General features: G+C 72.2%; 9 protein-coding genes. 5 read left to right on the top strand and 4 right to left on the bottom strand.

Annotated elements, in window-relative coordinates:
- Nucleotides 1-48: 48 nt before the first annotated feature.
- On the bottom strand, nt 49-1,536 hold the full coding sequence (locus Aut01nite_RS25850; protein WP_043526627.1) for a non-reducing end alpha-L-arabinofuranosidase family hydrolase: 1,488 nt from the start codon (nt 1,534-1,536) through the stop codon (nt 49-51).
- A gap of 41 nt (nt 1,537-1,577) precedes the next feature.
- Nucleotides 1,578-2,870, bottom strand: a complete 1,293-nt coding sequence (locus Aut01nite_RS25845) for a glycoside hydrolase family 10 protein (protein WP_043526625.1) — start codon at nt 2,868-2,870, stop codon at nt 1,578-1,580.
- A gap of 298 nt (nt 2,871-3,168) precedes the next feature.
- On the opposite strand from Aut01nite_RS25845, the gene Aut01nite_RS25840 reads away from it, so the two are divergent.
- Nucleotides 3,169-4,569 (top strand): sigma-70 family RNA polymerase sigma factor, encoded by a 1,401-nt coding sequence (locus tag Aut01nite_RS25840; protein ID WP_043526624.1) that lies wholly within the window; start codon nt 3,169-3,171, stop codon nt 4,567-4,569.
- A 9-nt stretch (nt 4,570-4,578) separates the two neighbouring features.
- On the opposite strand, the gene Aut01nite_RS25835 is transcribed toward Aut01nite_RS25840, so the two are convergent.
- Complete coding sequence (locus Aut01nite_RS25835) at nt 4,579-5,373, bottom strand: endonuclease/exonuclease/phosphatase family protein (RefSeq protein ID WP_043526622.1); 795 nt, start codon at nt 5,371-5,373, stop codon at nt 4,579-4,581.
- A 322-nt stretch (nt 5,374-5,695) separates the two neighbouring features.
- Here Aut01nite_RS25835 and Aut01nite_RS25830 point away from each other — a divergent pair, with 322 nt between their 5' ends.
- Both Aut01nite_RS25830 and Aut01nite_RS25825 read left to right on the top strand, forming a co-directional pair.
- Nucleotides 5,696-6,109, top strand: a complete 414-nt coding sequence (locus Aut01nite_RS25830) for a TrmH family RNA methyltransferase (RefSeq protein WP_043526620.1) — start codon at nt 5,696-5,698, stop codon at nt 6,107-6,109.
- A gap of 146 nt (nt 6,110-6,255) precedes the next feature.
- The gene (locus Aut01nite_RS25825; protein WP_043526619.1) at nt 6,256-6,462 is read left to right on the top strand and encodes a hypothetical protein; all 207 of its coding nucleotides are present in this window, start codon (nt 6,256-6,258) and stop codon (nt 6,460-6,462) included.
- Between the two features lie 9 nt (nt 6,463-6,471).
- Here Aut01nite_RS25825 and Aut01nite_RS25820 read toward each other — a convergent pair whose 3' ends face one another.
- Nucleotides 6,472-7,575: a hypothetical protein gene (locus tag Aut01nite_RS25820; protein ID WP_043526617.1), complete on the bottom strand. Its 1,104-nt coding sequence runs from the start codon at nt 7,573-7,575 to the stop codon at nt 6,472-6,474.
- A 106-nt stretch (nt 7,576-7,681) separates the two neighbouring features.
- Here Aut01nite_RS25820 and Aut01nite_RS25815 point away from each other — a divergent pair, with 106 nt between their 5' ends.
- Nucleotides 7,682-9,571, top strand: coding sequence for an ABC transporter ATP-binding protein (locus tag Aut01nite_RS25815; RefSeq protein WP_052163894.1), 1,890 nt, complete (start codon nt 7,682-7,684; stop codon nt 9,569-9,571).
- Nucleotides 9,568-11,334: an ABC transporter ATP-binding protein gene (locus tag Aut01nite_RS25810; RefSeq protein ID WP_043526616.1), complete on the top strand. Its 1,767-nt coding sequence runs from the start codon at nt 9,568-9,570 to the stop codon at nt 11,332-11,334. Before Aut01nite_RS25815 ends, Aut01nite_RS25810 begins: the two co-directional genes overlap by 4 nt.
- Nucleotides 11,335-11,340 lie beyond the last annotated feature (6 nt).

Genomic DNA, 11,340 nt, shown 5'->3' with positions numbered 1-11,340 from the left:
GCGAACCGGGGAGGGCGGCCGCCCTCCCCGGTTCATCCCTTCAGATGGTCAGCGCTGCAGCGTCAGGACGCCCGGCCGGTACGGCAGCAGCCCGTAGTCGCCACCCGAGTTGGGCGAGCGACCCTGGTAGAGAAGCTGCAGGTTGCACGGGTCGATCGTCATGGTCTGGTCGGCGCTGGACCGGATCAGCTCGCCGTGGCTGATGTCGTTGGTCCAGGTGGCGCCGCTGTTGGCCTTGCCGGCGAACGGGTTGCCCTCGGTCGCGGCCTGCGGCGTCCACGAGCCGTTCAGGCTGGTGGCGGTGAACGACCGGAAGTAACGGCCGTTCGCACCGATCGCCTCGACGATCATCAGGTACTGGTTCTGGCCCTTGACCTTGTAGACCTGCGGGGCCTCGAACAGGTTGTTGGTGGTGTCGCTCATGATCGTCGTGTACGAGGAGCCGAAGTTGCCGGGGAAGTTCCCGATCGGCATGCTCGCCCGGTAGATCTTGCCGTTGTCACCGGCGAAGAACAGGTACATGTTCTGCGAGTCGGCGATCAGCGTCTGGTCGATCGGCCCGGTGCCGGAGCCGGTGATGCTGCCGGTGAACAGGGTCTGCGGCGCCGACCAGCCGTTGGGGTTGGTGGGGTCGCTGGAGGTGCGGTAGGAGAACGCCGGACCGCCCCACTGGTAGGCGAGCACCCAGATGTTCTTCGGCGCGAAGTAGAACAGCGACGGCGCGACGGCCGAGAAGTTCATCCCGTTCTGGCTGGCCGAGCCCATCTCGGACCAGTTGGTGAAGGTGCCGAAGTTCATCGAGCCCCACGAGGTGCCGTTGTCGTGCGTGGTGGCGTAGACGAGCTGCTTGCCGTTGTACGGCGCGTGGGTGAAGTCCTTGAGCGCCACCCAGCCGGCCTTCGGGTTCGCCAGCACACCCGTCGACGACCAGCGGTAGCTGGACGGCAGGGTGCAGGAGCCACCGGAGGTCGGCGAGGTGGTCGGGGTGCTGCCGCCGACCTTGACCAGCTGCCACTGCTGGTTGGCGCCGTTCCAGTCGCTGTACTGCACGATGTTCGCCCCGTCGGCGGTGGACGCGCCCTGCACCTCGACGGCCTTGCCGCTGTTGCGGTTGATCAGCTGGATGTAGCCGTCGACGTCCTGGACGCTGAACTGCTGGTTGGTGGTGTTGTTGTCGGTCCACTGCACGATCGCGCCGCCGTCGGCGGTCGACAGGTTGTACACGTCGAGGACCTTGCCGGAGTGCTTCGACTTGAGCCGGTAGAAGCCGCCGCCGGAGTCGACGAACTGCCACTGCTGCTGCGCCTGGTCGTTGCGGGTCCACTGGGTGATCCGCGCGCCGTCACTGGTGGACAGGTTGTAGACGTCGAGGGCCTTGCCGCTGGTGCGGTTGACCAGCACGTACGAGGCGTTGGTGTCGATCGTCGCGGCGGAGGCCGCGGTGGCGGTCACCGCGACGGCTGCGCCGCCGGTGAGCAGGACCATCGCCGCGAGGGCGGTGCGCCACGTTCTGCGGCGCGTCCGGGTGGGTGTCATGAGCGGTTCTCCAGGAGCTCGGGGATGTACGGGGGAAGGGTTCAGCCGGCGGTGCAGGACCGGACCTGCGGCCGCGCGGAGGTGTTGCCGTTGAAGGTGGTGGTGAAGCCGAACGTGTTGCCGGATCCGTTGCTCTTGACGGTCATCACGTTGCCGCTGGTGTCCCAACTGGCGGCGCCGCTCCAGACGGTGCTCACCTTCTGCGGCGCGGTGAGGGCGACCACGACCGTCCAGGTGGAGGCCCCGGTGACGGTGACCGAGGTGTTGTACCGGTCGCCCCAGACGGTGCCGGCGGTCGCCGTCGCGGTGCAGCCGCCGCCCGGGGTGCTGCCGCCGGCGTTGAGCGCGTTCAGGACCGACGTGTAGGCGGCCTTCTTGTTGCCGCCGGCGTCGAACAGCAGCGGGTTCGTGCCGGTCCGCCACGAGTCGCTGTCGCGGATGCCCCACACGGTGATGCCGGTGCAGCGGGCGACGGCCAGGCAGGCCTTGGTGACGGCGGCGTACGCGGCGGCCTGGCCGCTGCCGGAGATGTCCAGCTCGGTGATCTGCACGTCGACGCCGAGGTCGGCGAAGCGCTGCAGGTTGGCCTGGTAGTCACCGGGCGCCGAGTTGGTCAGGTGCGACTGGAAGCCCACGCAGTCGATCGGCACGCCGCGGGCCTTGAAGTCCCGGACCATGTTGTAGACGGCGGTGCTCTTCGCGTTCACGCCGTCGGTGTTGTAGTCGTTGTAGCAGAGCTTCGCGGCCGGGTCGGCGGCCCGCGCGGACCGGAACGCCGCCTCGATCCAGTCGTTGCCGGTGCGCTGCAGGCTGGAGTCGCGGCGTGAGCCGCGGCCGTCGTCGGCGAACGCCTCGTTCACCACGTCCCACGAGTGGATCTTGCCCTTGTAGTGGGTGGCGACCTGGGTGACGTGGTTGAGCATGGCCGACCGCAGGGTGCTGCCGGACAGCGACTGCGCCCAGCCGGGCATCTGCGAGTGCCAGGCCAGCGCGTGGCCGCGGACCTTCTGGCCGTTGGCCTGCGCCTGGGCGAGGATCCGGTCGCCGCCGGTGTAGTTGAACACGCCGCGGGACGGCTCGGTGGCGTCCCACTTCATCTCGTTCTCCGCGGTGACGGAGGTGAACTCGGACTTCAGGATCCGGGTATAGGTGCTGTCGCCGAGTTTCGAGGCGGCGATGGCGGCGCCGAAATAGCGGCCCTTGGCCTCAGCCGACGCGCCGAGGGTGGCGGCGGCGTCGGAGGTGCCGGCGAAGAAGATCGCGGCGCCGGCGCCGACCGTGCCGGTCAGCAACACCGGCAACAGCTTGCGCAGCCGTAGGGGGAAACGGGGCATGGTGGAGCCTTTCCAACTGGGGAATTCCGTGCGCGAGAACAGTTAGGGGGATGCGCACGGCAATACAATTGGCGATGTTGCCACAATTACGAGCACGTTTCAACTGGCTCGTTTTCCCAGCTCAGGATGCGTTTGATAAAGGCGACCAGTAATACATGTTCACGATAACAACTTCTTTGGAACCGAATGCTCGACCATTGCGAGGGCGACCGCATAACAACTTTCCGAGAACTTTCTCGCGGGACCGCCGGGCGGTATCCTGCCCGGCAGCGCGAAACGATCGAGGACGGGCCGGGCGATGACAGTGACCGAGACGACGACGGCCGACCTGGTCGCCGCGGCCCAGCGGGGTGACCGGCAGTCCCTCGACCGGCTCGTCGCCGAACATCTCCCGCTGGTCTACAACATCGCCGCCGGCGCGCTCGACGACCCGGCCGACGTCGACGACGTCGTGCAGAACACGATGCTGCGTGCCGTCCGGGATCTGCGCTCCCTCCGTACCCCCGGAAGTTTCCGCCCCTGGCTCGCCGCCATCGCCGTCCGGCAGGTCGGCACCCACCAACAGCAGGCGGCCCGCGACCGAACCGCCTCCCTCGACGAGGCCACCGGCCGGCCCGACCCGGACGCCGACATCGAAGGGGTGACCGCGCTGCGGGCACACCTGACCGGGCAGCGCCGGGAGGTCGCCGAAGCCACCCGCTGGCTCGACGCCGGCGACCGGACCGTGCTCGCGCTGTGGTGGCAGGAGGTCGGCGGACTGATCAGCCGCGCCGAACTCGCCGACGCGGCCGGCCTCAGCATCGCCCACGCAGCGGTGCGGGTCCAGCGGATGCGCGCCGAACTCGACGCCGCCCGCGGCATCGTGGCCGCCCTCGCCGCCCACCCCACCTGCCCCCGGCTCGCCGAGACGATCACCGGTTGGGACGGACGGCCCAGCCCGCTGTGGCGCAAACGCATCGCCCGGCACGTCCGGTCCTGCCCCGCCTGCGCCGCGGCAGCCGGAGCACGGGTGCCGGCCGAACGGCTCCTGAACAGCCTGCCCGCGCTCGCCGTACCCGCCGGACTGCTCGAGGCGACCCTCGTCAAGACCGCCGCCGGGGTCGCCGGGACAGCCGCCGCCACCGGTGTCACCGCCGCGATCGCCGCACACCCGATCGCCGCCGCCGTGGCGAGCCTGACCGTCGCGGCCGCCATCGCCGTGCCGGTCGTCGGCACCATGGGATCCGGGCCGGCCGCGCCCGCCGTGACCGCCGCCCCGGCCACCCCCACCGTCCCGCTGGGCCGCCTATCCCTGGAATGGACCGGCGGCGGGTACCTCACCACCAGCGCGACAAGCGACGCCGCCACGGTCGCCGGAGTCACCGGCGCCGGCCGCCGCCGGGCCACCTTCGTCGCGGTCGCCGGGCTCTCCGATCCGGCCTGCGTGTCGTTTCGCACCCTGGACGGGCGGTACCTGCGGCACTACGAACTGAAGGCGTACACCCACGAGGCCGCCGCGACCCCGATCTTCCGGCAGGACGCCACGTACTGCCCGCAGCCCGGCGCCGGCGCCGGCACGGTGATGCTGCGCTCGTTCAACTATCCCGACTTCTACCTGCGGTGGGACGGCAACGGGCTCGGCATCGGATATTTCCAGGACACCGCGGGCTTCCGGACCTCGAGCACCTTCCGGCTCCGCCCGGCCCTCGCGACCGGTTGACCCCGGCGCTCAGACGTCCAGGATCAAGGCACGGTGGTCGGAGACCTCCGGCACGGCCAGGATCTCGAACCCGCTGACGGCGGCGACGTCGGAGACCAGCAGGTAGCTCGCGTGGCGTACCGGCTTGGGGTAACGAGAGGTCCGGGTGTCGGCGGCGCCGACCAGGTCGGTCAGCCCGGCCCCGGCCAGCACCCCGAACGTCTCGCTGTCCGGCAGCAGATTGAAGTCACCGCACAACACCACCAGGTCGCGGGGACCACGGATCCGGCCGACCAGAGCGGCGAGCCGCTCCGCCTGCTCCCGCCGGGCCGGCGTGTCACCCTTGCCCCGCGGATCCCGCAGCCCGTGAACCTGCACGACCCAGACCGCACGGCCGGCGGCCCGGTCCACCGTGCGCACCGCCAGCGCGACCCGGGGCCGGTCGGTGACCGTCCACTCGTCGTGGTCGGCGAACTCGCCGTGCACGAAGGCCGACTCCACACCGGCGACCGGCAGATTCTCGGCGACCAGGGTGGCCAGGCCGAAATCCTGACGATGGCGGGCGCCGTCACCGTCCGACACCGGACCGGAGTCAGCGGCCACGAAGACCGCCTGATGGCGGGGCAGCGCGCCACGGACGTCCGCGAGCAGGTCCGCACGCTGCGGCAGAACCCGCTCGCCGTCGGCGAACCGGGTCCAGCCGGTCAACCCCGGCGTCCGCGTCACCTCCTGCAGGCAGACCACGTCCGCCTTGCTGCCGGGCAGCCACGCGAGCAGCTCGTCACACATCGCGCCACCCCAGGCGTTCACACTCGCGATCCGCATCAGCGGATCTTAGGCACAGCGCGACGCCGAGCGATCCCGGGAGGATTGCGGTTGCCGTCGTTGTCGCCGGGGTACGGCCTGCTCCATCCGCGGTAGCCGCGGTCCGAGAGGGCACGGTATCCTCGGCCGGAATCCTGTCGCTCGTCGATGGCCCGCGTGCGCCGAGAAGCACGCCGCCGATGACTTCTGATTACTGGAGCGCCCTGGCTCCCCTGTGGTGAAGCCGGCGATCCGGGTGCGGACGCCCCGAGAGATCCGATCAGCTCGCCGGCCACGTCGCCACCGCTGCTGGGGCCACCTCGTCGCGGCGCCACTGTGGCCGATGCACGGCGCCAACCTGGGTACCCTACTGCGTACCTGCGACGCCGTCGGCGCCTGCCTCGCGGTGCCGCCGTTCGGCTGGGTCGACGAGGTCCTGGCCCGTGGGAACACCCTGCGCCAGCCCGCCTGCGTGCACCGGGTCGGCAGTCCACTGCGCTGGCTCGCCGACGAACGCCGGGCGGGCGCCGCCGTCCTCGGCGTCGAACTGGCCGACGAGGCGGTCCGGCTCGCCGACCTGCCACCGGCCCGCCGCCGAACCGTCATGGTGCTCGGGCACGAGGCCACCGGCATCCCACCGGAGGCCCTGGATCTGCTCGACGGCGCGGTCGAGATCCCGATGACCGGCACCGGATCCAGCCTCAACGTCGCCGTCGCCGGTTCCCTCGTCCTCTACCGCCTGGCCGGCCTGCTGTGACCCGCACGGCCCACCCCCGCGGGCCGGATCATCGGGGACCGCCGACCCGGCGGCCATGAGGCCGGCGATGTCCCCGGCAGCGACTGGATCTTGACACAGGTGGCGTGACACGATGCGACGCCGTATCAGGGAAGAGGGAACCGAACATGCGCATGACCACGGGCGGGCTGTCACTGCTGGCTGTCAGTGTCATCGGGGCGGTGGCGAACCTGTGGGCGCGGGAGGCGTTCCCGGCGCAGTGGGGCGGCCCGAACATCGGGGGCGGGATGCTGCAGTCGATGTTCTACGCCGGCGCGGTGGCCGGTGTCGCTCTGGCCGTGACCGGGATCGTCAGGGCGCGGCGCGACCGCTGATCCTGACGGTCATCGCAGCTGGACCTTCAGTGGGCCGGTGTTGCGGGCGCTGCCACGGGTCCGCTCGGCGGAGCCGCCGCTGACCGACATGGCGCCGGCGAGCTGGAACCGCAGCTCGCCGGACCGCAGCGAGGCCGGCACGTCGTAGACCGCGGTCATGGGGGACGGCGACATGTTGCCGCGGCCCCACGGCCCGAACGAGACCTTGTCGACGGACACCGGGCGGTACGTCTTCCCGCCGGCGGTGAACGGCAGCGACCCGGAACGGTCCGGGGTCAGCGCGATCGGCAGGGTGACGTAACAGTGGAGCGTGACCACGAGCCAGGCGCGGCCCGGCGGGGCGTAGCCACGGCCCTCGACCGCGGCGAACAGGCCGACGTCGACGCTCTCGACCGCGAGCGAGAACGCGGGCAGCTGTGGCTGGTCGGCCGCGTACTGCTTGGCGAACGGCTCCACCGGGTGGTAGACGAGGGCCATGTCGGACCGGTCACCGACACGGGCGCCGGTGCGCATGTCCATGGTCTGCGGCCGGCCGTCGTCGACGGTCAGCGTGACGGGCTGCCCGACCGGTGCGCTCACGAGCAGGGACAGCTCCCGCAGCGCGGGCAGCCGCACCTGGCGGCCGCCGGTGCGGACGGTGAGCGGATGCGGGATCCACGGCTCCCCGGCCTCCGGCTCCTTCATCGAGTCGCCCTTGGCGAAGCTGAGCACCACCAGCTCCTGACCGGACGGCGCACGCAGCTCGGGCGTGGCGCCGGGCGGCATGGTCCACGCGCCGGTGACGGCGTCCGCGACCTGCTCCCTGGTCTGCACCGCCGGGGCCGCGCCGGCCGCGTCGGTGATCACCGCCCAGCCCGCGCCGCGCAGCTCCGCCCGGGCCGCCGGCGGTTTGGCCAGAGCGCTGTCGTCGAGCCGGGTGCCACTGAAGATGCCGACGAAGAACGGACTCACCGTCACCGGGCCGGCAGGCGACGGCACGGGCGACGCGGCCGGTGCCGTGGTCGCCGGCGTCGTGGTGCCCGGCGGTTCGGTGCCCGCGACCGAGCAACCGGCCAGCAGGACCACCGTGAGCATCACCCCGAGCCGGAGCGGCCGCGCATCGTCACCCGTCACGACGACATCGTAGGCGGCGGCGCCACCTCCGAGGTTGCCGGAGATCCATCCGGCTCGATAGCGTGTCTTCCGGGAAAACGCTTTCCGGCAGTACGGAGGAGCGCGCATGGGGTGGCTCGACACGGTCGGGGGTCTGGCGTACCGGATGGTCCGGGCGATGGCCGGGGTCGCGCCGAAGCCGGCGCCGGCGAGCCGGACGCTGCGGGAGCGCCTGGCGTTGCTGGCCCTGTTCCGGCTGGCCGGCCCCGGGTACGCCACCGTCCTGATCGTCGCGCACACCGTCGCCGCGGTGTCCCCCGCCGCCCTGGCCCTGGCCACCGGCGGTCTGGTCGCCACCATGACCGGGACCGGTGGCGTGACCCTGTCGGCGGGCGCCGGCCGGATGCTGCTGGTGTTCGCGGCGCTGCTGCTGGCTGAGCAGGCCGCCGAGATGACCCGGGAGATCACCGACCGGCTGGCCGCCGACGAGATCGACCGGCGGGTACGCCGCCGGGTGCGCCGCCTGGCCGCCGCGCCGCCCGGCATCGAGCACCTGGAGAGTCCCGGTTTCGCCGACGACGCGCTGCGTGCCTCCGACAACGGCTCCGGCGGCTGGGGGACCAGGTCGGCGGGCACCGCCGCGACCGGGCAGATCCGGCTGTTGTTCCGCTGGGGGTGCGCGCTGGTCTCCGCGGGACTGCTGGCGGCGTACTTCCCGGTTCTCGCCGCCGGTCTGGTGCTGGGTTCGCTGCTGATGCGGGCGATCGTGCGGCAACAGTGGATCGGCGTGGTGGAGGTCTGGGACGACCTGGTTCCGGAGGAGCGGCGCGGCGGCTACTGGGCCGACCTGGCGGCGGGACCGGCGGCGGCGAAGGAGGTCCGCCTGTTCGGACTGGGCGGCTGGGTGATCGAGCAGCGGCGGATCAGCGAACGGGTGCGGCTGCTGGCCACCGGCACGGCCGGGCGGGCGATGCTGCGCAGGCAGGGGTACGTGCTGACACCGACCTTTCTGCTGGCGGCGTCCGCTCTGCTGGTGCCCGGTCTGGCCGCCGCCCGCGGGCAGATCACGGTGGCCGCGCTGGCCACCTGCCTAGGTGCGGCGTGGGGTGTGTTCCGGGTGGCGGGCGTGGGCCTCGAGGCGTTCGACATCGAGTACGGCGCGGGCGCGGTCCGGGCCCTGGACCGGCTGGAGCGACGGCACCTGCCCCGGTCCGCGGTGACAGCGGGCGGTGGCCGGGCCGCCGGATCCGGGCCGCCGCTGATCCGGTTCGAGGGAGTGGCCTTCGGCTATCCGGGTGCGGACCGGCCCACGCTGCGCGGGCTGAACCTGGATATCCGGCCGGGCGAGGTGATCGGCGTGGTCGGGGTGAACGGCGCCGGCAAGACCACGATGATCAAGCTGCTGGCCGGGTTGTACCGCCCGGACACCGGCCGGATCACCGTCGACGGCGCCGACCTCGCCGACCACGACGTGCACGCCTGGCGGCGCCGGATCACGGTGGTGTTCCAGGACTTCATCCGGTACCCGCTGTCGATCCGCGACAACATCGCGCTCGGCGCCGCCGACCACCCGCCGCTGCCGGCCGGGACCGTCGCCGGGCTCGCCGGTGACATCGGCCGCGACGATCTGGAGGTTCCCCTGAGCCGGGGCCGTACCGGCGGCACCGACCTGTCCGGCGGTCAGTGGCAGCGGCTGGCGTTCGCCCGGGCGCTGTACGCCGTCCGTTGCGGCCGCGACGTGGTGGTGCTCGACGAGCCGACCGCCCACCTCGACGTGCGCGCCGAGTCCGAGTTCTTCGACCGGATGGTCGCCGAGGTCCGCGGGGCGACCGTGCTGCTGATCTCGCACCGGCTCTCCACGATCCGCAACGCCGACCGGATCGTCCTGATCGACGGCGGCCGGATCGCCGCGACCGGCACCCACGACGAGCTGCTCGCGGCGGGTGGCGCGTACGCCGGCCTGTTCCGGTTGCAGGCGGCCCGGTTCGCCGAGGCCGGCGGCGGGGCCGAGCGGTGAGGGCGAACCTGCGGGTGCTGCGGCACGTCCTGGCGGTGGCGTTCCGCGCCGACCGTACCCGGGCGATCGTGGTCCTCGTTCTCGTCGCCCTGCTGTCCGGAGCTGTCGCGATGACCGGGTTCAGCCAGCGCTGGCTGGTCGACTCGGCGACCGGCGGCACCGTGGCCGGGGTGGTGACGGCCGCGGTCGTGGGCGGTCTCGCGCACATGGTCCACAACGGCGTGCAGCGCGCCCAGTCCAAGATCCGTAACGATCTGGCGTTCGCCGCCGAGGTGGAACTCAGTCAGGAGATCCTGGCCCGGGCGGCCACGATCCCGACGATCGAGCACCTGGAACGGCCCGGCTACCAGGACCGGATGAAGGTGCTGCGGGCCGGGACCCGCGCCCTGGCAGCGTCCTCGTGGCTGGTGGCCGAGACCGCCGCGTCGGTGCTGAGCCTGCTGCTCAGTCTGTGGCTGCTGGCCACCGTCGCGCCGGCGCTGATCGTGATGGTGGTCCTCGCGGCGGTGCCGCTGTACGCGGTGTCCCGCACCCGGGTGCTGGTGCAGCGGGCCGCCGACGAGACCGCCGAGGCCACCCGGATCGAGAAGGAGCTGCACGACCTGTTCCTCACCGCCGGGGACGCCATGCAGATGCGGATCGCCCTGGCGGACCAGGTCCTCGACGAGCGGGCCGACCGGCTGTGGGCGCGAAGTCAGCGCCGGCGCCGCCGGGCACAGATCCGGGCCGGGCTGTGGCAGTTGCTCGGCTGGACGTGCTACGCGGCCGGGCTGGTCGGCGCGCTGTGGTACGTGGGACGGCTGGCCGTGGACGGCCGCGCCACCGCCGGCGACCTCGTCCTGGTCGTCACCCTGTCGACGCAGTTACGGGCCCAGGTGGCGACGACCGTCACCGGGTTCAGCGGGGTCGCCGACGCCGGGCACGCGATCGGGCACTACCGGTGGCTGCTGCGGTACGCGGGCGAGCACTCCGGAACCGGCGACCGCACTCCCCCGGCCGCCCTGCGGAACGGGATCACCCTGGACGGGGTGTCCTTCGCGTACCCGGGCACCGATGCACCGGTCCTGGAGGACGTCTCGGTGCACCTGCCCGCCGGGGCGACCGTGGCCCTCGTCGGTGTCAACGGCGCCGGCAAGACCACCCTGATCAAGCTGTTGCTGGGCCTCTACCCGCCCACCCGCGGCCGGATCACGGTGGACGGGACCCCCCTCGCCTCGATCCACCCCGAGGCTTGGCGGGCCCGGGTCGGCGGGACACTGCAGGACTTCCTGCAGCCGCAGCTCACCGTCCGGCACGCCGTCGGCATCGGCGACCTGGAAAGGCGCGACGACGACGCGGCGGTACGGCACGCCGTCGACCGGGCGGGCGCCGGCCCGCTCGTCGACCGGCTCGGCGACGGCCTCGACACCCGGCTGGGCACGGTGTTCGGCGGGGTGGAGCCGTCCCGCGGGCAGTGGCAGACGCTCGCGCTGGCCCGCGGCCTGATGCGGACCGATCCGCTGCTGCTGGTGCTCGACGAGCCGACCGCCGCCCTCGACCCGCTGGCCGAGCACGAGATGTTCCAACGGTTCGCCACGGCCGCCGGCCGCCCGGACGCGGTGACCCTGCTCGTGTCGCACCGGTTCTCCACGGCGAGCATGGCCGACCTCATCGTCGTCCTCGGCGAACGGACCGTCGTCGAGACCGGAACCCACGCGGCCCTGTTGGCAGCCGGCGGCGAATACGCCCAGATGTACGCCCTCCAAGCCGGCCACTATCGATAGGCCCAC

Origin of the sequence: Actinoplanes utahensis (assembly GCF_016862455.1) — a bacterium.
Taxonomy (GTDB): Bacteria; Actinomycetota; Actinomycetes; order Mycobacteriales; family Micromonosporaceae; genus Actinoplanes; species Actinoplanes utahensis.
The sequence above is the reverse complement of the archived record's forward strand: the minus strand, read 5'-3'. Positions and strand labels throughout refer to the sequence as shown.

Bases quoted from the DNA above. Each gene is read 5' to 3' on its own strand.
- Aut01nite_RS25850 (WP_043526627.1), bottom strand. From the start codon at position 1,536: ATGACACCCACCCGGACGCGCCGCAGAACGTGGCGCACCGCCCTCGCG.
- Aut01nite_RS25845 (WP_043526625.1), bottom strand. From the start codon at position 2,870: ATGCCCCGTTTCCCCCTACGGCTGCGCAAGCTGTTGCCGGTGTTGCTG.
- Aut01nite_RS25840 (WP_043526624.1), top strand. From the start codon at position 3,169: ATGACAGTGACCGAGACGACGACGGCCGACCTGGTCGCCGCGGCCCAG.
- Aut01nite_RS25835 (WP_043526622.1), bottom strand. From the start codon at position 5,373: ATGCGGATCGCGAGTGTGAACGCCTGGGGTGGCGCGATGTGTGACGAG.
- Aut01nite_RS25830 (WP_043526620.1), top strand. From the start codon at position 5,696: ATGCACGGCGCCAACCTGGGTACCCTACTGCGTACCTGCGACGCCGTC.
- Aut01nite_RS25825 (WP_043526619.1), top strand. From the start codon at position 6,256: ATGCGCATGACCACGGGCGGGCTGTCACTGCTGGCTGTCAGTGTCATC.
- Aut01nite_RS25815 (WP_052163894.1), top strand. From the start codon at position 7,682: ATGGGGTGGCTCGACACGGTCGGGGGTCTGGCGTACCGGATGGTCCGG.